Source organism: Crossiella sp. S99.2, assembly GCF_023094165.1.
GTDB lineage: Bacteria > Actinomycetota > Actinomycetes > Mycobacteriales > Pseudonocardiaceae > Crossiella.
This window is the reverse complement of sequence record NZ_JALMDK010000003.1, coordinates 334458-357048: the sequence shown is the minus strand read 5'-3', so window position 1 is coordinate 357048 and position 22591 is coordinate 334458. Positions and strand designations below refer to the sequence as shown.

Here is a 22591-nt window from a genome sequence, read left to right as displayed (position 1 = left end):
CTTCGTCTGTGGCTACCGTGCCGGACGTTAACCATGGTGCAAGGGGAGGGGTCCCGATGGACACAGCGGTGCGCACACCACGGGGACTGACCGCGGCCAGGGTGATCATGTTCGCCCAGGCGGTGGCCTCGCTGGGCACCTGGGTGGTGCAGCTGCTGACCATCTCCACCCGCCTCGACCACGGCCAGACCGTCACCGGGTTCGCCTGGGTGGTGGTCGTGGCCAACCCGCTGATCGCGCTGCTGGTCTTCCTGGCCGCGCTCAGGCTGCTCGCCAGCCCGGCCTGGGCCCGGCCGCTGGCGGTGACGATGCAGGTGGTCGGCATGGTCACCGCGGCGATCACCGCGTTCACCGGCTTCTACCAGGGCGTGCTCGCGATCGGGCTGGCCATCGCGGTGATCGTGCTGATCAGCCGCCACCCTGCCGACTAGAACAGGCTGATCTGCCGCGGTTTGCGCTTGCGCGGCACCGCCTCGCCGTGCCGTTCCAACAGGTCCGGGCCCAGCACCGCCAGGAACGGGGAGACCGGCAGGTTCCGGTCCGCGCCGTGGCGGTGCCGCTGGGCGGCGTGGCTGAGGTAGAGCCGGTCCTGGGCCCTGGTCATGCCGACGAAGAACAGCCGCCGCTCCTCGTTGACGTGCTCGGCGTCCAGGTCGGTCGCGCCCTGCCAGCGCAGCGGCAGCAGACCGTCCTCGCAGCCGATGAGGAAGACCACCGGGAACTCCAGGCCCTTGGCCGCGTGCAGGGTCAGCAGCGAGACCCGGTCGGCCCGCGGATCCATCGAGTCGACCTCCGCGCCCAGGGACAGCTCGGTGCGGAAGGCGTCCAGGTCGTGTTCGTGCGCCCGGCTCAGCGGGGCCAGCAGATCCAGCGCGGTGTGGATGTCCACGGCCCGTTCGTCCAGCTCGGCCGCCGGGATCCGGCTCAGCGCGGCCTCGGCGGCGGCCCGCACCCTGGCCGGGACATCGGTGGCCTGCTCGGGGCCGACGAAACTCAGCTCGCGCAGGATCTCCGCGACGCCGGGGCGGTGCAGCAGCCGGTCGTGCGAGCGTTTCTGGAACGGCACCCCGGCCCTGGTCAGCGCCTCCACCACGGCGCGGGCCTGGCTGTCGGTGCGGTAGAGCACGGCGAAATCGCTGAAGGACAGGCCACCGTCGCCATCCCCCTGGACCCGGCCGCTGTCCAGGGAGTGGAAGGAGGATCCGCCGAGCAGCTGGTCGATGGTGCGGGCGAGGAAGGCGGCCTCGGTGGTCTCGTCGGCGGCGGTGTGCAGGCCGATCAGCGCGTGCTCGGCGTGGCTGCCGCAGGCGAGCAGTTCCCGGCCCGGCACCAGGGTGGTGGGTTCGATCGCCTGGCGGGCGCCGGTGATGATGTGCTTGCCGGAGCGGTAGTTGCGGGTGAGCTGCACGGTCGCCGCGCCGGGGAAGTCCTGCCGGAACCGCAGGAAGAAGCCGACGTCGGCGCCGCGGAAGCGGTAGATGGCCTGGTCGGGGTCGCCGATGGCGGTCAGGTTGGCCCGTTCCCCCGCCAGCAGCCGCAGCAGCCGGTACTGGAGTTCGTCCACGTCCTGGTACTCATCCACCGAGATCCACCGGTACCGGTCGCGGTAGGACTCGGCCAGTTCCGGATCGGCTTCGAGCAGGGCGACTGGCTGGGTGATCAGGTCGTCGAAGTCGACCAGGTCCCTGGCGCGCAGGGTTTTGGTGTAGCGGTCGCGCAGGTCCGCATCCCATTCGGTCTTGCCGTCGAGGAGTTCGCGGGCGGTCTTCTCCGCGCCGGTGATCTCGGTGAGGATCGCGAGCTGGTGCTCGGTGCCGGCGATGGTGAAGTTGGCCGACAGGCCGAGGCGTTCGTGCAGCTCACGCAGGAAACGCACACCCAGCGCGTGGAAGGTGCAGATGGTCAGCCGCCCGGCGTGCCCGGGGGCGAGGGCGGCGAGGCGTTCGCGCATCTCCTCGGCGGCGCGGCGGGTGAAGGTGATCGCCAGGCACTGTTCCGGTGGCACGTCGTGCGCGGTGACCAGGTGGGCGAGGCGGTGGGTCAGGGTGCGGGTCTTGCCGGTGCCGGGTCCGGCGATGATCAGCAGCGGGCCGCCAAGGCGTTCGGCGGCGGCGCGCTGATCGGGGTCCAGGCCGTCGAGCAGGGACGGCACGGCCACGGGATCGGACTCAGTGGCGGCTTCCGGCGCGAGATCGGCGGGTTCAGTCGTCTCGGGCTCGGGTTCCGGCTCGGCGAACAGGTCCGGTTCCGGGTCGGCGCGGCGGGCGGGTGCGGTGGGTTCCGGCGCGAAGAGGGAGTCCTCGAACAGGGCGAAGGTGTTGGCCTCGGTGCGGCGGCGCAGTTCGCCCGGCTCGAACATCCGGATCACGCCGTACTCGCCGTCGAAGCCGGAATCGCGGAAGACCTTGCCCTGCCGCAACCGGCCGATCGCCTCGCCCAGCAGCTCGTGCTGTTCGGCGATCAGGTGCAGCGGCACCTCGTCCAGGATGGCCAGTTCCGGGCCGAGCGCGGTGGTCAGCGCGTTCAGCTCGGTCTGCACCTTCTTCGACTTCGGCCCGACCCCGACGATCTCGCTCATGATCTCCGGCAGCGGCACCAGGTTGCGGAACCCGGCCGCGCCCTCGGGCCGGAAGCCCAGCGGCCGGTCGGCCAGATCGTTGATCCGGCTCAGCACGCCGACGGTGAGCGGCTTCTTGCACTCCGGGCAGCGGCCCTGGTGCGCGCGGGTCTGCGCCGGGTCGAAGCGCACATCGCATTTGCGGTGCCCGTCGAGGTGGTACTTGCCCTCCTCGGGGAAGAACTCCGCGGTCCCGGCGAAGCCCTCGCCGGTCTCCAGGGCGCGGCGCAGCGCGAAGTAGTCCAGGTCGGTGTCGAAGACGGTGGCCTCCCGGCCCAGCATCGGCGGGGAGTGCGCGTCGCTGTTGCTGACCAGGCGGTACTTGTCCAGGCCGGAGACCTGCCAGTTCATCTCCGGGTCGCTGGACAGGCCGGTCTCCACCGCGAAGATGTGCTGGGCCAGGTCGAGGTAGCAGTCCTCGATGGCGTCGAAGCCGGATTTGGAGCCCAGCACCGCGAACCACGGCGTCCACACGTGCGCTGGCACCAGGTAGGCGTCCGGGCTGGCCTCCAGGGTGATCTCCAGCAGGTCGCGGGAGTCCAGGCCGAGGATGGGGCGGCCGTCCGAGCCGAGGTTGCCGATCTTGCCCAGGCGCTGGTTGAACCGGGCAGCGGCCTCAAGGTCCGGCATGTAGATGAGGTGGTGGACCTTGCGGGTCTTGTCGCCGCGCTTGTAGATGGTGGAGATCTCCACCGAGAGCATGAACCGGACCTCGGTGCCCGCGCAGCTACCGGGCAGGGTCCGGTTGATGTCGCGGTCGAGGTCGGGTTTGAGCCGGTACAGCCCGGGTTCGGCGGGCTCCAGGGTCTCGGTGAGGTGCGCGTACCAGGCGGGGTGGGTGAAGTCGCCGGTGCCGACCAGGGCGATGCCCTTGCGTCTGGCCCACCAGGTCAGGTGTTCCAGGTCGCAGTCGCGGCTGCAGGCGCGGGAGTACTTCGAGTGGATGTGCAGGTCAGCGTAGAAGCGCACACGGCGATCTTGCCAGCCCGCACCGACACCCTCGTCTTCAGACTTCCCGACGGCGCAACGTGATCACCGGGATCGTCCTGGCCCCGGCCCTGACCTGGTACTCCGCCAGCGCGGGGGTGCGGCGGACCGCGGTGGACCAGATCCGGTACCGCTCCGGGCCGGTGGTGACCGCGGCGACGGCGGGGAAGGTCTCGCCGTCGAGTTCGACGGTGACCTCCGGGTGGGTGAGGACCTGGTGGAACCAGTCCGGGTGCTGGGGCGCCCCACCGACGGCGGCGAAGACGACCAGGCGGTCACCATCGGTGTGGTAGGTCAGCTTCGGCCGTTCCGGGCCCGCGGCGAGCGTCAGCGTGCGCTCGGCGGCGTTCGCGCTGCTCAGGTAGGTCATGGCGGCAGCGTAGGCGGCGGCCCTGACGCCGCGCTTACCGCGAACACAACGCCGGGACAGCCCGCGCAACGTCTAGAGTCCGCCCGCCACCCGGACCACCGCACCGGTGGTGAAGGAGGAATCCGGGCCCAGCAGCCAGGCGATGGCCGCCGCGATCTCGCCGGGCTCGCCGGGCCGTCCGGCCGGGATGCGCCCGGCCAGGCGTTGCGGGCGGTCCGGATCGCCCATGGCGGCGTGGATCTCGGTCTGGATGATGCCAGGGGCGACCGCGTTGACCCGGATGCCCTCGGGCGCGAGTTCCTTGGCCAGGCCCACGGTCATCGAGTCCACCGCGCCCTTGGTCGCGGCGTAGTGCACGTACTCGTTGGGGCTGCCCAGGGTGGCCGCGGCCGAGGAGATGTTCACGATCGCCCCGCCCGCCCCGCCCGCGGAGGCGGCCATCTGCCGGGCGGCGCGCTGGGCGCAGAGCAGGTAGCCGACCACGTTGACCTCCACCACCCGGCGCAGGGTGTCCCCGGACAGGTCGGCCAGCCTGCCCAGCGGTCCGGTGATGCCGGCGTTGTTGACCAGCCCGGTGACCACGCCCAGCTCCTGCCCGGCCAGGTCGAAGAGCCGGTCCACATCGGCTTGCACGGTGGTGTCGGCGCGCACCGCCACGCAGCGGCCGCCCGCGCCCGCGATCTCCCTGGCCAGTTCCTCGGCCGGTCCGCTGGCCTGGACGTAGCTGATGGCGACCCGGTGGCCGTCGGCGCTGAGGCGGCGGGCGGTGGCCGCCCCGATGCCGCGACTGCCCCCGGTGATCACGGTGACGGGTGGCATGGGCTGCTCCAATCGGTTGCGCGCGTGGACGCCTGGTGTCAAGACCGAAACACAACGGTTCTGCTGGTGCACGTTTTGCGTAGTTTGGGACTGGCTTGTCTCAGGCACACTCATGTGATGACGCCTGGGGGCCAGCAACCACGCCGGCCGGGTCGCCCGGCCAGGTTGACACGAGAGGCGGTGGTCGCCGCCGCGGTGGCCATCGCCACCGAGGAGGGGCTCGCGGGGGTGAGCATGCGCCGGGTCGCCGAGCGGATGCGCTGCTCCCCGATGGCCCTGTACCGCCACATCAAGGACAAGGAGGAACTGGTCGAACTGGTGCGCACCCGGTTACCCGATGATCACTCCAAGCGGTAGAGCAGGCTCTCCCGCTGGCTTTGCTCGACCATCGCGATGGTGATCTCGGGCGAGCGCAGGTGCGCGTGGGTGACCTCGGCCGGAGTGGGCTGGGTGCTGGGATCGGGCCAGCCCTCCGGCTGCCAGGCCTTCGAGCGCACGAACGCCTTGGGGCAGTGCGCGTAGACCTCCTCGGCCCGCAGCACCAGCGCGGTGCGCGGGGGCTTGCCGACGGCGGTGAGGGAGTCCAGGAGTTCCGGGCGGGCGCTGATGCAGGCGGCGCCGTTGATCCGCAGGGTCTGCCCGCGGCCGGGGATGACGAAGAGCAGCCCGGCCCGCCCGGTCTCCAGCACGTTGTGCCAGGTGTCCAGGCGCTTGTTGCCGGTGGCGTCCGGGATGGCCAGGTGCTTGTCGTCGAGCACGGTGACGAAGCCGGCCGGGCCGCCGCGCGGGGTGACATCGCAGTCGCCCGCCGCGCTGGTGCTGGAGAGGAACACCAGTGGGGAGCAGGCGATGAACCGGTGGGCCATCTCGTCGATCTCGCTGATCTGCTTGCGCGCGGCCAGCGGCGAGGGCGCCTCGTAGATCGCGCGCAGCGCCTCGGGTGAGCGGATGGCGTCGGTGAACAGGTCCCCAGTCATGCCGCCCAGGCTAGCCGCGGATGATCGGATGGCACGCGCCGGTTTCCCGCACAAGTCCCCGCCGCCGATGATCACAAGATCGGGTGATCTTGCGCCGGGTACGCCCCCGGATGCGTTTCGATTCGGCGTGAGCGGACCCGCCTCGGGGTCGATCGCAGGAGCGAAAGGCGCCGACGCGCAGATGACCGACGTCCTGGTGCAGGCGAGTCCGCCCGCCGAACTGCTGGCCCGCCGGGCCAGTGATCCCTACCCGTACTTCCGCTGGCTGCGCGAGCACGCCCCGGTCTTCGCCGAACGCAAACGCGACGGCCGCCTCATCTGGCACATCTCCCGCCACGACGACGTCCGCGCCCTGCTCGGCGATGAGCGCCTGAGCAAGAACCCCGACGCCGTCCCCGGCTACCGGCCGGGACCCGAGGGGCTCAACAAGCACCTCGTGCACGCCGACCCGCCCGAGCACACCCGGTTGCGCCGCCTGGTCAGCACCGCGTTCCTGCCCCGCCGGATCGCCGCGCTGGAACCCTTCATCCAGCGCACCGCCGAGGACCTGCTGGACCGCCTCGACCCGGACACCGGCATCGACCTCATCGGCGAGTTCGCGCTGCTGCTGACCTTCACCCTGATCTGCACCATCCTCGGTGTGCCCGAGCAGCTGAACACCCCCGCGACGCGGACCCTGCTCACCAACACCGTGGTGCCCACCGCGGGCCGGCGCACCGACGACCGGCTGCGCGCCTTCCTCGCCGAACTCATCGCGCACAAACGCCACCAGCGCACCGGCGAACTCGACCTGCTGGGCGCCCTGGTCGGCGCGCGGGAGCAGCTCTCCGAGGAAGAGCTGGCCGGCACCGCCTACCTGCTGCTGCTCGTCGGCCACGACACCACGGTCAACCTCATCGGCAACGGCATGCTCGCCCTGCTCCGCCACCCCGGCCAGCTCCAGGCGCTGCGTGCCGACCCGGCCCTGATCGGCACCGGCCTGGAAGAGCTGCTGCGCTACGACTCCCCGGTCCGCGACGCCACCTTCCGGGTGGCCGCCCAGCCGATCCGCCTGCACGACCGCCTCATCCAGCCCGACGACATCGTCAGCCTGCTGATCGGCTCGGCCAACCGGGACCCGGCCCGTTTCCCCGACCCCGACCGCCTGAACCTGACCCGAGACCCCAACGACCACCTGACCTTCGGCCGCGGCCCGCACTTCTGCATCGGCGCCGCACTGTCCAGAATGGAGGGTGCGCTCGCGGTGAACCTGGTGCTGCACAAGCTGGGCGAGATCCGCCTGGCCGCCCCCGAACACGAACTGCGCTGGCGCCCCTTCCGCGTCATGCGCGGATTGGAGAGCCTGCCGGTGGTGCGCCGATGACCGTCAACACCGAGACCGTGGACACCGTCCTGGTCATCACCCTCAACCGTCCCCAGGCCCGCAACGCCATCAACCACGCCACCGCCCTCGCGGTCAGCGCCGCCCTGGACCGCCTGGAGTCCGACCCCAGCCTCACCGCCGCCGTCCTGCACGGCGCGGGCGGCCACTTCTGCGCCGGCATGGACCTCCGCGCCTTCGCCGCGGGCGAGGACATCCCGGTGATCGGCGAGCAGGGCCTGGCCGGCCTGACCCGCCGCCCCCTCACCAAACCCCTGCTCGCCGCCGTCGAGGGCTACGCGGTGGCAGGCGGTTTCGAGCTGGCCCTGGCCTGCGACCTCATCATCGCCGCCCAATCCGCCCAGTTCGGCCTCCCCGAGGTCAAACGCGGCCTGATCGCCGGCGAAGGCGGCGTCACCCGCCTCCCCCAACGCCTCCCCCACCACATCGCGATGGAACTCCTGCTCACCAGCGACCCCCTGCCCGCCGCCACGGCGGCGAGTTACGGCCTGGTCAACCGCGTGGTGCCCGACGGCGAAGCTCTGGCCGTGGCCCTGGAGCTGGCGGCCCGGATCAGCCGGAACGCGCCGCTCGCGCTGGCCGCGGTGAAACAGATCGTGCGTCCGGCGATCGAGCGGGACGCGTTCGCGATCCAGGATCCTTGGTATCACAAGGTTTCGGCGTCGATGGATGCCCGGGAGGGGGCGGCGGCGTTCAGCGAGAAACGGGCGCCGCGGTGGCAGGGCTGTTGATCAGCCACCCGCGCCGGTCACCGCGCACGACCATCGCGGACGGCCCAGCGCCGCCACCCACCGCCGAGGGTGCACACTGACGTCGTGACCAGCGAGAACACCGTCACGGAGCGCGCATGACCGGCTGCGCGGCGTGGCTGGCCGAGCCGGTGGCGGCCACCGGGCCGACTGCCGCGACCTGGCTCTGCCTGGAACAGCCCGGCCCCTGGGGGCGCAAGGCGCTGCTGGAAAGCCGGCTTGATCCGGCGCTCGGGGCGGAGCTGATCCGGCGCACTGAGGGCACCGGGGTCAAGGTGTTGTTGATTCGCTCGCCTGGGCGCAGCGATCCCGCGCGGCCGCGGCGGGTGTTCCTGGCGCGGACCACACCCGGCGCGACCAGCCTGCACACCGCCACCCTCGCCGACCCGCGTGCGCTGCTCGACCTGGACTTCGCCGACCCCCGCCTGGGTGAGCCCACCGCCGAGCCGCTGCTGCTGATCTGCACCAACGGCCGGCGGGATCGGTGTTGCACCCAGCTGGGCCGGCCCATCGCCGAGGAACTTGACCAGGGGTTCCGGCCCGCGATCTGGGAGTGCAGTCACCTTGGCGGGCACCGGTTCGCGCCCACCGGGCTGGTGCTGCCCACCGGGTACAGCTACGGCCGGCTCGATCTGGCCACCGCCCAGGCCGCGTTGCTGGGGGCGCGTAAGGGGCAGGTCGAGACCGCGGGGTTGCGGGGGCGGAGCACGTGGAGCCGGCGGGGGCAAGCCGCGGAACTCGCGGTGCGGGCGGCCTCGGCCGAGCTGGATCCGGATGCGCTCACGGTGTTCGAGGAACAGGATGAACCGGTCCGGGTCGAGCACCTGGACGGGCGGCGATGGCTGGTGGAGGTCGCGGAACGGCCGTTGCCCGCGGCGCCGGCCAGTTGTGGTGAGGAACCCGCGCCGCGGTCCGCCTTCGCCGCGGTCCGGCTGCGACCGGTCTGACCTGCGCGGAGATTACTTTGTGCGGGCAGGTCGGTCATAACTGGTGACGCGCCGGACAGCGGCGCACGTAACCCGGGGAGGCGTTGTGGACGTCGCGGTCACCATGAACGAGCAGGACTTCGGACAGCTCGTCGAACGGCACCGGCACGAGCTGCGGGTGCACTGCTACCGGATGGTCGGCTCCTTCGAGGAGTCCGAGGACCTGGTCCAGGAGACCTTCCTGCGGGCCTGGCACCGCCGGGAGACCTACCAGGGGCGGGCCACCTTGCGGGCCTGGCTGTACAAGATCGCCACCAACGCCAGCCTGGACGCCATCGCCAAGCGGCCGGCCCCGCAGCAGACCGCGGTGGCCGATCCGGAACTGGCCACCACCAGTGAGGTGTCCTGGCTGCAGCCCTACCCCGATCAGCTCCTGGAGCCGGCCGCGCCCGCCGCGGACGAACCCGACGCCGTGGTGGTGGCCCGGGAGACCATCGAGCTGGCCTACCTCACCGCGCTGCAGCACCTGCCGCCCCGCCAGCGGGCCGTGCTGATCCTGCGTGATGTGCTCGGCTGGGCCGCCGCCGAGACCGCCAAGGCCCTGGACACCACCGTCGCCTCGGCCAACAGCGCCCTGCAGCGCGCCCGCGCCACCCTCAAGGAACACCTGCCCCGGCGGCGCGCGGACTGGACAGTGCCCGCCGAACCCTCCGCCGAGGAACGCGACATCCTGGCCCGCTTCATCGCCGCCACCGAATCCGCCGACATGACCGCGATGGCCCAGCTGCTGCACGCCGACGCGCTGCACACGATGCCGCCGCACCCGTTCTCGATGCGCGGCCGGGACGAACTCATCGCCCAGTGGAGCACCGTCATGCCCGGCGGCTCCGACTCCTGGGGCCAGTGGGCCGCGCTGCCCACCTGGGTCAACCGGCAGCCCGCGGTGGCCAACTACGTGCTCAAGCCCGGCGCGACCGAGTACACGGTGGCCGCCCTGGACGTGCTGCGGGTGGAGGACGGGCTGGTCGCCGAGGTGACCACCTTCGAGGGGAAGTTGATCACCGCCTTTGGTCTGCCCGCGACACTGCCGATCACCCGCTAAGCCCAGACGAAGGTCAGCTGCCCGCTCGACTTTGGGCAACTGACGGAGTGACCTGCGCTTTTCTACCGTTGTGTCATGTTTGAGGCAGAGAACGTCAGCAAGCGGTTCGGGCGCCGCACGGTGTTGGACGGGGTGTCCTTCGCCGCGGCGCCCGGACAGGTCACCGCACTGGTCGGGCACAACGGCGCGGGCAAGACCACCCTGATGCGCAGCGCGCTGCGGCTGGCCCGGCCCGACGCAGGCCGGCTGCTCGTGCTCGGCAAGAACGTCCGCGACTACCCCTCGGTCGGGCGGGTCGTGGGCAGTTCCCTGGACGCCTCCGCGTTGCCGCCCAACTGGACCGGCAGGCTCGCGGCCACCCTCATCGCCGACCTGCTCGGCCTGCCCGCGCACGCCGCCGAGGACATGCTCGCCCGAGTCGACCTCACCAAGGCCGCCGGGGACCGCATCCGCACCTACTCCCTGGGCATGCGCCAGCGCCTGGCCCTCGGGCTCGCCCTGCTCGGCGACCGGCCGGTGCTGCTGCTGGACGAACCCACCAACGGCCTGGACCCGGTGGCCCAGCGCTTCGTCCGGGACACCCTGGCCGAACGCGCGCTGGCCGGGGCGACCGTGCTCGTCTCCAGCCACGACCTGCTCGCCCTGGAGACCTACGTCGACCGGGTGGTGCTCATCCGGGAAGGCCGGATCGTGCTGGACGAGTCGATCCAGGTGCTGCGCGCCGCAGGCGCCAGCCTGGAAGAGCTGTACCTGCAGGCCCACGACACGGAGCTGAGGAAAGCCGGATGACCACCCTGACCCCTGCGCCCATCGGCCTGCCGCTGCTGGTCAAAACCCACCTCGGCACCCTCCGGGCGCACCGCGCCGGACTGCTCGCGCTGCTGCTGCCCGCGGCGCTGGGCACCGCCGTGCTGATCACGGTGCTGGCCAACATCAGCTCGTTCACCCCGGAGAAGCAGACCACCGGGCTCGCGCTCTACCTGAGTCTGCTGGTGCTGCTCGCCCCGGTCGCCGGGGCCGTGCTCGCGGTCGACCCGTGGGCCCGCCGCGGCGTGGCCGTGGTGCTGGGCGTCAGCTCCGACCGCGGCCGCTGGTTCAGCGCCCAGGCCATCTCCGCGCTGCTGGCAGGCGTGCTCGGCTTCGGCCTGGCCACCGCGCTCGGCGGGATCACCGTCGCGGGATTCGCCGCCGCGGGCGGGCAGAGCGTGGGCAGTCTGGACGCGCTGCTGCTGGAGGGCTTCGGCAGCCTGCTGCTGGCCTACGCCTTCGGTTTCGCCCTCGGCGCGGCCACCCGCAGCGTGCTGTTCAGCCTGCTCATCGCGATCGCGGTGCCGTTCGTGCTCAGCGCCGTGCAGGGCCTGGCCACCCTCTCCCCGCTGGCCACCGACATCCTGTCCTGGCTCAACATCAACGCCGCCTTCTCCCGGCTGTTCAACCCGGGCGAGCTGCCGCTGTGGCAGGCGATCACGCTGACGGTGCTGGCCATCGGCGGGCCGCTGGCCATCGCGGTGAGCCGCAACGCCACCGCCGACCTGCGCTGAAACTAGACTGCCCAGATGGACACCACTGCCCGGCAGCCGTGGTTGGGCATCTCCGGCTGGCGGCAGTGGACCCTGGAAAGCGGGCTCTACCTGCTGGTCGGGATCTCCGTGCTGCTGCTGCCGCCCTGGCCGCTGGCCACCGAGGTCGCCATCCCGGCCGTGACGGTCACCGCGGTCTCGCTGTTCCTGCGCCGCCGCTTCCCGGCCACCGCGCTGGTCGTGGGCGCGCTCGGGGTGGGCGCGGTGGGCATCCCGCTGGCCTACGCGGCGGGCAGGCGGATCGGACCGCTGTACAAGCTGCTCGCCGCCGCCCTCGGCCACTTCGCGGTGGCCGCCGCGGTCTCCCCGCTCTACGGGGAGAGCGTGGTGTCCAGCATGATGGTCCTGGGCTTCAACGTGATCATGACGTTGTGGTTCATCCTGCTGCCCGCGGTGCTGGGCCGCAGCAGCGCCCGGCGCAGCCTGCTGGTGGAGGCGTTGCGGGAACGCGCGGTGTACCTGGAGCGGGAACGCCGCTCGCTGGTCGCCGAGGCGCGGATCCGGGAACGCACCCGGATCGCGGTGGACATGCACGACAGCCTGGGCCACCACCTCACCCTGATCTCCCTGCAAGCGGGCGGGCTCAAGCTCGCGGCGAGCCAGGATCCGGCCCAGGCCGAGGCCGCCGGGATCCTGCACGACACCGCGCGGCGGGCCATGGAGGAGCTGCGGGAGATCATCGGCGTGCTCGGCCAGGACAGCCAGGACGTGCCACTGCACGCCCGCCGCCTGGACCAGCTGCCCGAACTGCTGGAATCCGCGCGCAGCAGTGGCGCCAGGGTCAGTCAGGCCGAGACCGGCCAGGCGGTGCCGCTGCCCCGGCCGATCGAGAACGCGATCTACCGGGTCACCCAGGAGGGCCTGACCAACGCGCTGCGGCACGCCCCCGGCGGCGCGGTCACCGTCCGGCTCAACTACGAGTCCGACGCGGTGATCATCGAGGTGGTCAACACCGCCGCCACCGCCGCGCCGCGGGGTGGCGGCAGCGGGCAGGGGCTGACCGGGTTGCGGGAGCGGGTGCGGCTGGCCGGGGGCGTGCTGCACGCCGCGCACACCGCCGACGGCGGGTTCCGGGTCGCCGCGGTGCTGCCCTTCGAGGGCGAGCCGGCCGCCGAGACCGAGGAGGACCTCGACGCCCCGCTGACCACCGTGCCCGCCACCCATCCGCTGGCCCGCACCGAGGTCAGCACCCTGATGCAGACCATCCGGCACCGCCCGGTGCTCACCGGCCTTGCCATCAGCGGACTCGTCCTGTTCAGCCTGATCTCCTTCGTCGGGGCCATCGTGTGGGTGATCATCCGCAACGGCGAGATGCTGGTGCCCGAGCGGTTCCACGAGGCCAGGCTCGGGGAGACCGAACAGGTCATGGTGGAACGCTTCGGCGAGGCCAGTGTGGGGGCCGAGACGCGCATCGGCGACCAGGCCGGCCCGCCGCCGGAGGGCACGCGCTGCCGGTACTACTACGTGGAGGGCTCCGAGTTGCCGGAGAACCGGACCGAGGCGTTCCGGTTCTGCTTCCGGGACGGGCAGTTGACCCAGAAAGATCGGTTGGTCGTCAAGCGGCCGTTCTGATGTGCCCCGTCGCTGCCGCTCGCCCCGGCTGGATCATTTCCCCGTCGCCGCAGCTCGCCCAGGTCGAGTGTGCGAGCATCTCCCAGCACAGGGCGAGGGCCGGGCGCGGCCAAGTGGGAGGCACACGTGGTCCGGGTGATCGTCGCCGATGACGAACCGCTGGTGCGTGCGGGCATCAAGCTCGTGCTGTCCGCGGCCGAGGACATCGAGGTGATCGCCGAGGCCGGTGACGGCCGTGCGGCCATCGCCGAGGTCACCGCGCGCTCCGCCGACGTGCTGCTGCTCGACATCCGGATGCCCGGCATGGATGGCCTCTCCGCACTGGCCGAGCTGACCAGGCTCGCCCCGGACACCCGGGTCGTCATCCTCACCACCTTCGGCGAGTCCGAGTACATCGGCCGGGCGCTGGACGCCGGGGCCGCCGGGTTCCTGCTCAAGGACTCCGCGCCCGAGGAACTCATCCGCGCCGTGCAGGTGGTGGCCGCCGGTGAGGCCTACCTGTCCCCGTCGGTGACCAAGTGGGTGATCGGCCGGGTCTCGGCCACCGGCGGCACCGCGAAGGCGGTGGACGCCCAGCGTCGCCTGGACGTGCTCACCGACCGCGAACGCGAGGTTCTCGAACTGCTCGCCCAGGGCTTGTCCAACGCCGACATCGGCGGGCGGCTCTACATGAGCGAGGCCACGGTCAAGATGTACGTCAGCCGGGTGCTGGGCAAACTCGACTGCTCGAACCGGGTGCAGGCCGCGATCCTGGCGCATGAGGCCGGGCTCGGTGGCACCTGAGATGGATCCCGGGGTAGACCTTCGTGAGCGCGGCCCCAGACTTCAGAGTGATGTGGTCAGCGCCCCCGCCGGAGGAGTCTGGCTGAGTCGGCGGCAGTGGTGGGGGAAGGAACAGTCGGGGTGATGAACCGGAGAGTCCGCAACGCCATGGGGATCGGTGTGGGCGTGGTGCTGACGGTGACCCTGGTCGCCTTCATCGCCGGCTGCTGGATCCTCAAGGCCTGGGACGGCATGGCCCTGGAGCGCAGCACCTACGACGCGGTCAGCGTGGGCCAGAGCAAGGCCGAGGCGGACCGGATCCTGCCGCACGGCAGTTCCAAGATGCTGGCCCGCTACCGCCAGCAGGGACCGCCGAAACCACGCGGGGCCAACTGCAGGCACTTCCTGTCCAAGGACGAGCAGCCCAGCGGGCGCGGCGGGATCGTGGTGTACCGGTTCTGCTTTGTCACCAACACCGTGGTGGAGAAGAGCCGGTTCGAGGCGGTCAAGGACAACCACAAGAACCCCCGCCCCTGAGGCCCCGCGCCCGGATTGTCGGTGGCGGCTGCCATAGTCCGCGCCGTGGGGATGAACATCGTCATTACCGACGCGACACCGACCGGGCAGGAGACCGCCCGGCTGCTGCTGGCCGGGGTGCCCAGCCCGATCACGCTGCGGGAGCTGATCCGCTTCCGGGTCCGGGAGGAGGTCGCCCGGCACAACGCGCGTCCGGCGGCCCGCTTCGCCGGGCTGGTCACGCCGTCGGCGGCGGAGACCGCGCTCAACGGCTACCGGTCCCGGCGGCCGCGCCGGCTGGACTGGGAGGCCGCCGCGGACACCGCGGTGCGGGCGTTCGGGCGCAACGGGTTCTTCGTTTTCGTCGGCGACCGCCAGGTCGGTGACCTGGACGAGCCGCTGACCCTGACCGAGGCCGATGAGGTGAGTTTTGTCCGGCTGGTTCCGCTGGTGGGGGGCTGAGGTGTCCTGGAAGGACCACGAGAACCGGGCCAGGGACCTGATGGTCCCGCTGCGCGAGGGCCGGTTCGAGGGCTGGGCGCTGGGGCTGGCCGAGGAGCCGCCGGAGCGGATCGGGTCGGTGCTGATGACGCTGGTGCGCCTGACCGCGAGTGGGCTGGTGAGCAACGGTCACTGGTGGGAGCTGCGCGAACTGGTCACCTCGGTGCTGCGCGTGCCGTTCACCGTCACCCCGGAGGACGCCGAACAGGCCGCCGCGGTGGCGATCAAGGCCAAGCACGGGGATGTCCTGGTGCCCTTCCGGGTCGCCGCGGCGCTGGCCCGGCAGGCCGGGTCGGTGGCGGCCACCCGGGCGTTGCTGGCCGCGCTGAACCAGCGGGCCGATCTGGCCCCGGAGGACCGCGGTTCGTTGCGGTCCCGGCTGGCCGCGGCACTGCCCGAGGAACAGGGCGCGGAGCTGGATCTCTCGGTGCTCTTCGGCGAGGACGGCTGGGCGATCGCGGTGCGCGCGGAGCTGGCCGGGCACGACCCGGCGGCCGCCACCGCCGTGCTGCGCCAGCTGGCCACCGCGACCGGCAGCAAACCCACCAAGACCTGGACCACCGGCACCGCAACGGTGTTCGCCCAGCCCGGCACTCTGGCGGTGCTGCGCACCCTGCTGGACCGGGTGGCCGACGCCGAACCCGTGCCGGTGGACTGCGTCTGGGGCGAGCAGCTGCCCATCGTCGTGCACGACCGCAACGCCGACCTGGTCCGCGCCGCGGCCTGGGCGGCCGGTCAGCTGCGGCCGGACTGGGCGGTGACCGCGCTGGTGCGAGTGGCCCAGCGATCGCTGAGCACCGGGGACGGGTGGATCACCAGCCAGAAGGTGCCCAACTCCGCCTACTTCGCGCTCGGCCTACTCGGCAGCGCCGAGGCTGTGCAGGCGTTGCTGCGTCTGGACGCGGCCACCCGCAACAACGGCGACCGCAAACTCATCGCCGCCGCGCTGACCGCGGCAGGCGCGCGCCTGGGGCTCTCCCCCGGGCAGCTGGCCGAGCGGCTGGTGGACGACGCCGGATTCGACGCCGACGGTGTGGTCGAGCTGGACCGCAACGACGTGCGGGCGCGAGTGCTGCTCGGCGAGGATCTCGGGATCACCGTGCGCTGGCAGGACGGCGCGGACTGGGTGGCCAAACCGCCCGCGGCGGCCGAGGAGTCGGCGGTGCGGGCGCTCAAGCGGCGGATCACCGAGGTCAAGGCCGTCCTCGCGGGCGAGCGGCGCCGGCTGGAGGGTCTCTTCGCCGAGGACCGCGAATGGGACCAGGCCGAGTGGCGGCAGTACTACCTGGACCACCCGCTAACCGGCCGGATCGCCGCCCGCCTGCTGTGGACCGTCGGCGAGACCACCGGACTGCCCCAGCACGGGCGGCTGCTCACCCTGGACGGCGAGATCGACTTCCCGGCGGGCCCGGTGCGGCTGTGGCACCCGGCGCGGGCCGCCACCGAGCAGGTCGCGGCCTGGCGGACCTGGTTGCTGGCCAAGGAATTCCGGCAGCCGTTCAAGCAGGCATTCCGCGAGGTCTACCTGCTCACCGACGCCGAACGCGCCACCGGAACCTACTCGAACCGGTTCGCCGCGCACGTGCTGCGCTACGCCCAGACCTACGCGCTGTTCAAGGAACGCGGCTGGGTCGCCAACTACCTCGGCCCCTACGACGGCGGCTACGAGGGCCGGGCCCGCCGGGAGTTCCGGGACGCCGGCCTGGTCGCGGTCTTCGAGCACTTCCCCACCGACGCCAACGCGCACGGCCCGGCCGAACTGTGCTCCACCGACCGGATCTGGTTCCACCGCGCCACCGACCGCGCCAAGACCCCGCTCACCCTGGACGAGGTCCCCGAACTGGTCTTCACCGAGGCCATGCGCGACGCGGACCTGTTCGTCGGCGTGTGCTCGATCGCCCTGGACCCCAACTGGGTGGACCGCGGCGAGGACCCGCACTTCGGCTACTGGCAACAGGTCAGTTTCGGCGAGCTGAGCGCGCGGGCCCAGGTCCGCCGGGAAGTCCTAGCTCACCTGCTGCCCAAACTCGCGGTGGCCGACCGGGTCGAGCTGACCGAGCGGTTCGTCCGGGTGCGCGGCAACCTGGCCAGCTACCGGGTGCACCTGGGCTCGACGAACGTGCTCATCGAGCCCGACGACCGCTACCTGTGCATCGTGCCCGGCAACCGCGGCAAGGGCGGCAAGGTGCTGCTGCCCTTCGACGGCGACGACCAGCTCAGCGTGATCCTGTCCAAGGTGCTGTTGCTGGCCAAGGACGACCGGATCACCGACCCCACCATCACCAGCCAGCTGAACAACCGGGTTTAGGCGTCGCCGCTGACCACGGTCGGCACCGGCTCGCACGGCAGATCCATCACCACCACGGTCGGCCCACCAGCCGGGCTGGTCACCATGACCCGCCCGTCGAAGGCGGACAGCCGCCGTTCGATGCCGCGCAGGCCGGTGCCGCCACTGGGGTTCGCCCCGCCCTGCCCGTCATCGCCGACCAGCACGTGCAGCTGGCCCTCGGAGTGGGTCACCCGCACCCACGCCTTGGCCGCGCCGCTGTGCTTGACCACGTTGGTCAGCGCCTCGGCCACCGCGAAGTAGGCCGCCGACTCCACCGGCGCGGGCAACCGGCCAGGCAGTTCGATCTCCACATCGGTGGGCAGCGGATTGGCCAGCACCAGCGCCTGCACCGCCCCGGCCAGCCCGCGGTCGGCCAGCACCGGCGGGTGGATGCCGCGCACCAGGTCCCGCAGCTCCGAGAGCGCCTGGGTGTTGGCCTGCCGGGCCTCGGCCAGCAGTTCCTGCGCGGCCTTCGGATCCTTCGCCATGAGTTGCTCGGCCATACCCAGACTCATGCCCATGGCGACCATCCGGGCCTGCGCCCCGTCGTGCAGGTCGCGTTCGATCCGGCGCAGTTCGGCGGCCTGGGTGTCCACCGCGTCCGCCCGCGATTCGGCCAGCTCACGCACCCGGGTGACCAGCATGGTCTTCTCGGTGGGGGCCAGCAGCGCCCTGGCCAGGATGGCGTAGCCGCGGAAGATCCACTGGCTGCCGATGTACCACAGCGCCAGGTAGACCAGGCCGTGTCCGGTGCCGACGAAGAAGGCCGAGACCCAGGAGTCGATGGTCCAGAAGGTCAGGGTGAAGCTGGTGCCCTCGGGCAGGAACGGCCAGATGAACCAGGGCAGTGCGATGATCCCGCCCAGCCCGGCGAAGAACAGGGCCAGCACGATCGCGCAGACCGCGATGCCGACCAGGAGGTTCAGCGGCAGCCAGGCGAAGTCCCGCCAGCTCGCCGGATCGCTGACCACGTGCCGCAGCAGCCGAAAGAACCCCTTGTCGGTGCGCGGCCGGTACGGGCGGCCGATCCGGACGCCGAGCACGGCGCCCGCCCAGCGGCGGTGCAGGTCGGTGTAGCCGCGCAGGATCGCGAAGCACAGGATCGACATGGGCAGGCCCAGCCACACCGTGTACAAGGCGAAGGAGGCCACCACCAGACCGAACAGCGCGATGCCCAGTCCCGCGTAGACGACCAGCGGAATCGTCCAGCTCAGCAGGGCGAACCTGCCCACGCGGTGTGCCACGGCCATCCGTCAGTTCCTCCCCAGTGCGACTGTTGCCCGCTCATTCTCGCTGGTCGCCCCAGACCGGCGCAGTGGTGGTGGACCTACCGTCATGGTGGTGCGGGGATCCCTCCGGTTACCTTTGCCCGCCCGCTCCCGTCATACCGGCGACACCGACAGTGGAGTGGAGGACCAGGATGCTGAAGAACATCATGTTCGTGACGGTCTGCGTCACCGATCAGGACCGGGCGCTGGAGTTCTACACCGAGGGACTCGGCCTGGAGAAACAGATCGACTACCCGGGGGCGGAGGGCCGCTTCCTCACCGTGGGCGTGCCCGGCGGTCCGGTCCAGATCATCCTGTGGTCGCACGAGCCGGACCCGCGGGTCGAGGCGTGGCAGCTCGCCGCGCCCGGTCCGCTGGTCCTGGAGTCCGACGATCTGCGCAAGGATTTCGAGGTGATGCGCGGGCGTGGCGTGACCTTCGACCGGTCCGAACCGGAGGACTACCCCTTCGGCGTGCGCATCGCGGCGGTGGACCCGGACGGCAACCGGATCTCGCTGCGCGAACCGCGCCGGGCCCGGTGACCTGATGACCGACCCCAGCCAGGCGAACCTGGTGGCCGCGGCGTTCCAGGCCCAGCGCGACCGGCTGCGCGCCCTCGCCTACCGCGTGCTCGGCTCGCACGCCGACGCCGAGGACGCGGTTCAGGAGGCCTGGCTGCGGGTCGCCCGCCAGGACACCGCGACCATCGACAATCTGGCGGGCTGGCTGACCACGGTGGTCGGCCGGATCAGCCTGGACGTCCTGCGCTCCCGCCAGACCCGCCCGGAGACCGTCTACGGCGACCAGGTGCCCGGATACGTGATCACCGTCGATGACGGCCCCGAACCGGCCGAGCACGTCGCGCTGGCCGACTCGGTCGGGCTCGCGCTGCTGATCGTCCTGGACTCACTCGGACCGGGCGAGCGGCTGGCCTTCGTGCTGCACGACCTGTTCGGGGTGCCCTTCGCCGAGATCGGCCAGATCCTGGGCAAATCCGCCGACGCCACCAAGATGATCGCCAGCCGGGCCCGCCGGAAGGTGCGGGCCACCGAGCCGCCGACGGCGCCCAGCCGGGAGCAGCGCGCGGTGGTCCAGGCCTTCCGCGCGGCCGCGGCCGGTGGCGATTTCGCGGCGCTGCTGCGCGTGCTCGACCCGGATGTGCGGCTGGCGGTGGACACCCCGGGCGGGGTGGTCGTCACCCTGGGCGCCACCGCGGTCGCCGCCGGCGCGCGCCTGGCCGCGGGTGCGGTCGCCCGCCATCAGGCGGTGCTCGTCAACGGCCTGCCCGGGTACGTCTCCTGGCGGGAGGACGGCACCCCGCTCTCGCTGATCTCCTTCACCGTGGCCGACGGCCGGATCATCGCCATCGCGATCCTGGTCGATCCGGCCCGGCTCGCCGCCCTGCGTCTTCCGGACAGTGGTGGTGGGGAACGGCCCGGCGTTGTCGGTGCCGACCGCTAGGTTGCCCGGGTGGCCTTACGGGGGATCTTCATCAAGGACGACTACCTGCCCGAGTACGGTACCCTGGTGCTGATCGACGCCTTCCGCGGCGGTGATCCGGAGCCGCCCGAGGGCGGCGAGCAGCTCACCGACGGCGCCCTGGACCTGCAGCCGGGCGGGACGGTGGCGGTGGCCGGGTGGGGGTGGCTGCACGGCAACGCCTTCGACGGCTACCACCGGGTCGCCCTCGAACTGCACGACGCGGCCCCGCCGCCGGAGCGGGTGGCCTGGACCGAGGTGGTCGAGACGCCCTACCTGAGCTACTCCGGGTTCGTCGGGCTGACCTTCCTCACCGGCGGACTCATCGAGGAGGGCCTGGACCTGGGTGCGCCGGGTGCCTACCGGGTCCGGGTGTCCAGCCGGGCCGCCGAGGACGAGGGGCTGCTGTGGCGGTTGCAGTTCTGGCCGGCCGAACCGGAACCGCCGCGCTGGCACGCCCGCGGCGAGCGCAGCGCGGACCGGCCGAAGTGGTTCGTCACCGACCTGATCATGATGGGCGCGTGGAGCGAGCTGACCGGGCGGCGCTGGCGGCTGGCCGAACTGGCCGAGTGGCTGCTGGTGGACCGCGCCACCGTGCTCGACGCGCTCGAACAGGTCGCCGACCGGGGCACCGTGGTGGCCACCGGGGACCTGCTGGGCGAGTTCGCGCTGACCACGAACCCGCCCCGGGAACCCGGCTACACCAGCGGCGTCACCCAGCTGCCGCCGCCCGGCGCGCCCTGGGACTCCCCCGGGTACCGGCCGCCGCCGGGTCCGCCACCGCTGGCCGGGCTCCTCGGCCAGGACGGCACGCTGACCCGCTGGGTCGACGGCGAGACGGTCACCTGCCCGACCGTGCCCAATCCCCGGCGGGCCCTGGACACCCCGTACGGCGTGGTCGTCTTCGGCGAGCAGACCGTGCTGGTGCGGCCCGGCGGCGAACTGCTGCGGCTGGGTAGCGGGCACCTACCCGGCACGGCACGGCTGGACCCGGACGGCAGGCGGCTGTGCGTGGACGAGCACCACATCGGCCGCCAGTCCTACCGGCGGCGGCATCACCTGGACCTCCTCGACGGCGCGCGCAGGCTGGAGTGGCTGCCCGAGTACGAGTGGCCGACCGGGCCGGTCAGCCAGGCCGACTCGCGGTCCGGGCTGATGCTCACCGTGGCCTCCGCCGACGATGTGGTGCTCACCGGGCCCGGCGGGCTGCGCCGGGAACTGTGGCTGCCCAGCACGGTGCGGCTGGCGCCCGGCGGCGCGGGCCTGTTCACCACCAGCCACGCCCCGCCCGCGCTGACCTGGTTCGACCTGGCCGAAACCGATCCCACCGGGGTGGTGCGCTGGCTGCCCGGCGGGATCCCACCCGACCGCGGACTCGTCTGGGAGACACCCACGCAGGTGGTGGTGACGGTGGAGCTACGGGACTGGGCGCAGGTCGGGGCCCGGCTGCTCCGGGTCGAGTTGCGGCGCGGCGAGTACCAGGCCGTGCCCGGGGAGGGCGTGCTGGTGGTGGAGCCATGGTTCAGCGTGGGCTAAAAGAATTTGCCGCCGGCGGCCCCGGGGCGATGCTGCTCGCATGATCGCCCCGACCACGCCGTTCGAGCGGCTCACCCCGGCTGACCTGCCCGCCTGCACCGCGCTGGCCCTCGACCGCGAGTGGCCGCGGGAGGAACGCAAGTGGCGGTTCCTGATGGGCGTCGGCGAGGTGCACGCGCTGCGCGCCCCCGACGGCGGCCTGGCCGGGACCGTGGTGCTCACCCGCTACCGGGCCGAGCTGATCGCGGTCAGCATGGTCCTGGTCGCCGCCCGCTTCGCCCGCCAGGGCCTGGGTAAACGCCTCATGCGGCACGCCATCGACCAGGCGGACGGGGCCACCCTGGCGCTGACCGCCACCGTACAGGCCTCGGCCTGTACGAGCAGCTCGGCTTCACCTCGCACGGCCGGATCCAGTCCCACCGGGGCCGGTTCCAGGCCGAACCCGGCGCCGCCGGGCACAGCCGCGCGGCCATCCCGGCCGACCTCACCGCGATCCTGGAACTGGACCTCGCGGTGTTCGGCGCCGACCGCTCCCCGGTGCTGCGCCGCCTGCACGCCTTCGCCGAACATCTCCGGGTGATCGAGGTCGACGGCAGGCTGGCCGGGTTCGCCTCGGCCTGGCGCAACGACGACCACCTGATGCTCGGCCCGGTGGTGGCCCAGCGCCCCGAACTGGCCAAGGCCCTGCTCACCGACCTCGCCCTGGCCGCGGGCGAGGCCGAGGTGCGCATCGACGTCGACGACGTGCACACCGGCCTGGCCGACTGGGTGGTGGCCCGCGGACTGACGCCAGGGTTCGCCTCGACGATCATGACCCACGGTGGCCCGCTGCCCGCTGACCGGAGTCGCCTCTACAGCCCCCTGATGCAGGCACTGGGCTGAGCCATCCGGCCGCATCATTTCCCGGTGACCTGCGGATATCGAAAATCCAACTTATTTCGATGGCAGCCACCCTGGGAGTTGGGCATTATTGGTGTTGCACCACATTGTTTGGTGACAACAGAACTGGGGAGCGTTTCCATGGGGGAAAAATGGGGATCGCTCGGCAATGCCAGGGGAAGGCAGAGCCGGCGGGCGCGACAGCACACGCGGGGCTGGGACCAGTCAGCCCGTAAGAGCA

General features: G+C 71.9%; 23 protein-coding genes. 18 read left to right on the top strand and 5 right to left on the bottom strand.

Annotation, left to right across the window (positions count from 1 at the left end; genetic code table 11):
- The first annotated feature begins 56 nt into the window (after window positions 1-56).
- On the top strand, window positions 57-431 hold the full coding sequence (locus MZC64_RS12895) for a hypothetical protein (protein ID WP_247756989.1): 375 nt from the start codon (window positions 57-59) through the stop codon (window positions 429-431).
- Here the strand turns inward: MZC64_RS12895 and MZC64_RS12890 are convergent.
- The 3 genes from MZC64_RS12890 to MZC64_RS12880 form a co-directional block, all read right to left on the bottom strand.
- Window positions 428-3586: a UvrD-helicase domain-containing protein gene (locus MZC64_RS12890; RefSeq protein ID WP_247756990.1), complete on the bottom strand. Its 3159-nt coding sequence runs from the start codon at window positions 3584-3586 to the stop codon at window positions 428-430. The genes MZC64_RS12895 and MZC64_RS12890 overlap by 4 nt on opposite strands.
- 37 nt (window positions 3587-3623) lie before the next feature.
- Window positions 3624-3974 (bottom strand): nitroreductase/quinone reductase family protein, encoded by a 351-nt coding sequence (locus MZC64_RS12885; protein WP_247756991.1) that lies wholly within the window; start codon window positions 3972-3974, stop codon window positions 3624-3626.
- Between the two features lie 72 nt (window positions 3975-4046).
- Window positions 4047-4793 (bottom strand): SDR family oxidoreductase, encoded by a 747-nt coding sequence (locus MZC64_RS12880; protein WP_247756992.1) that lies wholly within the window; start codon window positions 4791-4793, stop codon window positions 4047-4049.
- Between the two features lie 117 nt (window positions 4794-4910).
- Here MZC64_RS12880 and MZC64_RS12875 point away from each other — a divergent pair, with 117 nt between their 5' ends.
- Window positions 4911-5150 (top strand): TetR/AcrR family transcriptional regulator, encoded by a 240-nt coding sequence (locus tag MZC64_RS12875; RefSeq protein WP_185004968.1) that lies wholly within the window; start codon window positions 4911-4913, stop codon window positions 5148-5150.
- Here the strand turns inward: MZC64_RS12875 and MZC64_RS12870 are convergent.
- Window positions 5135-5770 carry an MSMEG_1061 family FMN-dependent PPOX-type flavoprotein gene (locus MZC64_RS12870; protein WP_247756993.1) on the bottom strand — a complete coding sequence of 212 codons (636 nt, stop codon included), beginning with the start codon at window positions 5768-5770 and terminating at the stop codon, window positions 5135-5137. The two genes, MZC64_RS12875 and MZC64_RS12870, sit on opposite strands and share 16 nt — an antisense overlap.
- Before the next feature lie 181 nt (window positions 5771-5951).
- Between MZC64_RS12870 and MZC64_RS12865 the strand changes: the two genes are divergently transcribed.
- The 11 genes from MZC64_RS12865 to MZC64_RS12815 all read left to right on the top strand — a co-directional run bounded on the left by MZC64_RS12865 (window position 5952) and on the right by MZC64_RS12815 (window position 17167).
- The gene (locus MZC64_RS12865) at window positions 5952-7133 is read left to right on the top strand and encodes a cytochrome P450 (RefSeq protein WP_247756995.1); all 1182 of its coding nucleotides are present in this window, start codon (window positions 5952-5954) and stop codon (window positions 7131-7133) included.
- A complete protein-coding gene (locus MZC64_RS12860) occupies window positions 7130-7882 on the top strand; it encodes a crotonase/enoyl-CoA hydratase family protein (protein WP_247756997.1) in 753 nt (250 codons plus the stop codon). The genes MZC64_RS12865 and MZC64_RS12860 overlap by 4 nt, the downstream gene beginning before the upstream one ends.
- A 116-nt stretch (window positions 7883-7998) precedes the next feature.
- Window positions 7999-8847, top strand: a complete 849-nt coding sequence (locus MZC64_RS12855; protein ID WP_247756999.1) for a sucrase ferredoxin — start codon at window positions 7999-8001, stop codon at window positions 8845-8847.
- A gap of 85 nt (window positions 8848-8932) precedes the next feature.
- On the top strand, window positions 8933-9928 hold the full coding sequence (locus tag MZC64_RS12850; protein ID WP_247757001.1) for an RNA polymerase subunit sigma-70: 996 nt from the start codon (window positions 8933-8935) through the stop codon (window positions 9926-9928).
- A gap of 75 nt (window positions 9929-10003) precedes the next feature.
- Window positions 10004-10717: an ABC transporter ATP-binding protein gene (locus tag MZC64_RS12845; protein ID WP_247757003.1), complete on the top strand. Its 714-nt coding sequence runs from the start codon at window positions 10004-10006 to the stop codon at window positions 10715-10717.
- Complete coding sequence (locus tag MZC64_RS12840) at window positions 10714-11469, top strand: hypothetical protein (RefSeq protein WP_247757004.1); 756 nt, start codon at window positions 10714-10716, stop codon at window positions 11467-11469. Before MZC64_RS12845 ends, MZC64_RS12840 begins: the two co-directional genes overlap by 4 nt.
- 15 nt (window positions 11470-11484) lie before the next feature.
- A complete protein-coding gene (locus tag MZC64_RS12835; RefSeq protein ID WP_247757006.1) occupies window positions 11485-13080 on the top strand; it encodes a sensor histidine kinase in 1596 nt (531 codons plus the stop codon).
- A gap of 126 nt (window positions 13081-13206) precedes the next feature.
- A complete protein-coding gene (locus tag MZC64_RS12830; RefSeq protein ID WP_247757008.1) occupies window positions 13207-13863 on the top strand; it encodes a response regulator transcription factor in 657 nt (218 codons plus the stop codon).
- A 123-nt stretch (window positions 13864-13986) separates the two neighbouring features.
- On the top strand, window positions 13987-14379 hold the full coding sequence (locus MZC64_RS12825; RefSeq protein ID WP_247757010.1) for a hypothetical protein: 393 nt from the start codon (window positions 13987-13989) through the stop codon (window positions 14377-14379).
- Between the two features lie 45 nt (window positions 14380-14424).
- Complete coding sequence (locus MZC64_RS12820; protein WP_247757011.1) at window positions 14425-14820, top strand: hypothetical protein; 396 nt, start codon at window positions 14425-14427, stop codon at window positions 14818-14820.
- 1 nt (window position 14821) lies between these two features.
- Complete coding sequence (locus MZC64_RS12815) at window positions 14822-17167, top strand: DUF4132 domain-containing protein (protein ID WP_247757013.1); 2346 nt, start codon at window positions 14822-14824, stop codon at window positions 17165-17167.
- On the opposite strand, the gene MZC64_RS12810 is transcribed toward MZC64_RS12815, so the two are convergent.
- Window positions 17164-18438: a sensor domain-containing protein gene (locus MZC64_RS12810; RefSeq protein WP_247757015.1), complete on the bottom strand. Its 1275-nt coding sequence runs from the start codon at window positions 18436-18438 to the stop codon at window positions 17164-17166. The two genes, MZC64_RS12815 and MZC64_RS12810, sit on opposite strands and share 4 nt — an antisense overlap.
- A 170-nt stretch (window positions 18439-18608) precedes the next feature.
- Here MZC64_RS12810 and MZC64_RS12805 point away from each other — a divergent pair, with 170 nt between their 5' ends.
- The 5 genes from MZC64_RS12805 to MZC64_RS12785 are packed head-to-tail and all read left to right on the top strand — an operon-like array spanning window position 18609 to window position 22353.
- Window positions 18609-18998, top strand: coding sequence for a VOC family protein (locus MZC64_RS12805; protein WP_247757016.1), 390 nt, complete (start codon window positions 18609-18611; stop codon window positions 18996-18998).
- Between the two features lie 4 nt (window positions 18999-19002).
- Entirely contained in the window at window positions 19003-19917 is a 915-nt protein-coding gene (locus MZC64_RS12800) for a sigma-70 family RNA polymerase sigma factor (RefSeq protein ID WP_247757017.1), read from the top strand.
- 9 nt (window positions 19918-19926) lie between these two features.
- Entirely contained in the window at window positions 19927-21471 is a 1545-nt protein-coding gene (locus tag MZC64_RS12795) for a hypothetical protein (RefSeq protein WP_247757018.1), read from the top strand.
- A 40-nt stretch (window positions 21472-21511) separates the two neighbouring features.
- The gene (locus tag MZC64_RS12790; protein WP_247757020.1) at window positions 21512-22051 is read left to right on the top strand and encodes a GNAT family N-acetyltransferase; all 540 of its coding nucleotides are present in this window, start codon (window positions 21512-21514) and stop codon (window positions 22049-22051) included.
- Window positions 21985-22353: a hypothetical protein gene (locus MZC64_RS12785; protein WP_247757022.1), complete on the top strand. Its 369-nt coding sequence runs from the start codon at window positions 21985-21987 to the stop codon at window positions 22351-22353. Before MZC64_RS12790 ends, MZC64_RS12785 begins: the two co-directional genes overlap by 67 nt.
- The last annotated feature ends 238 nt before the right edge of the window (window positions 22354-22591 follow it).

Excerpts from the sequence above, each read along its gene's own strand:
- MZC64_RS12875 (WP_185004968.1), top strand. The coding sequence starts at position 4,911 with ATGACGCCTGGGGGCCAGCAACCACGCCGGCCGGGTCGCCCGGCCAGG.
- MZC64_RS12870 (WP_247756993.1), bottom strand. The coding sequence starts at position 5,770 with ATGACTGGGGACCTGTTCACCGACGCCATCCGCTCACCCGAGGCGCTG.
- MZC64_RS12840 (WP_247757004.1), top strand. The coding sequence starts at position 10,714 with ATGACCACCCTGACCCCTGCGCCCATCGGCCTGCCGCTGCTGGTCAAA.
- MZC64_RS12790 (WP_247757020.1), top strand. The coding sequence starts at position 21,512 with ATGATCGCCCCGACCACGCCGTTCGAGCGGCTCACCCCGGCTGACCTG.
- MZC64_RS12810 (WP_247757015.1), bottom strand. The coding sequence starts at position 18,438 with ATGGCCGTGGCACACCGCGTGGGCAGGTTCGCCCTGCTGAGCTGGACG.
- MZC64_RS12895 (WP_247756989.1), top strand. The coding sequence starts at position 57 with ATGGACACAGCGGTGCGCACACCACGGGGACTGACCGCGGCCAGGGTG.
- MZC64_RS12855 (WP_247756999.1), top strand. The coding sequence starts at position 7,999 with ATGACCGGCTGCGCGGCGTGGCTGGCCGAGCCGGTGGCGGCCACCGGG.
- MZC64_RS12805 (WP_247757016.1), top strand. The coding sequence starts at position 18,609 with ATGCTGAAGAACATCATGTTCGTGACGGTCTGCGTCACCGATCAGGAC.
- MZC64_RS12860 (WP_247756997.1), top strand. The coding sequence starts at position 7,130 with ATGACCGTCAACACCGAGACCGTGGACACCGTCCTGGTCATCACCCTC.
- MZC64_RS12865 (WP_247756995.1), top strand. The coding sequence starts at position 5,952 with ATGACCGACGTCCTGGTGCAGGCGAGTCCGCCCGCCGAACTGCTGGCC.
- MZC64_RS12800 (WP_247757017.1), top strand. The coding sequence starts at position 19,003 with ATGACCGACCCCAGCCAGGCGAACCTGGTGGCCGCGGCGTTCCAGGCC.
- MZC64_RS12845 (WP_247757003.1), top strand. The coding sequence starts at position 10,004 with ATGTTTGAGGCAGAGAACGTCAGCAAGCGGTTCGGGCGCCGCACGGTG.
- MZC64_RS12885 (WP_247756991.1), bottom strand. The coding sequence starts at position 3,974 with ATGACCTACCTGAGCAGCGCGAACGCCGCCGAGCGCACGCTGACGCTC.
- MZC64_RS12835 (WP_247757006.1), top strand. The coding sequence starts at position 11,485 with ATGGACACCACTGCCCGGCAGCCGTGGTTGGGCATCTCCGGCTGGCGG.
- MZC64_RS12880 (WP_247756992.1), bottom strand. The coding sequence starts at position 4,793 with ATGCCACCCGTCACCGTGATCACCGGGGGCAGTCGCGGCATCGGGGCG.
- MZC64_RS12825 (WP_247757010.1), top strand. The coding sequence starts at position 13,987 with ATGAACCGGAGAGTCCGCAACGCCATGGGGATCGGTGTGGGCGTGGTG.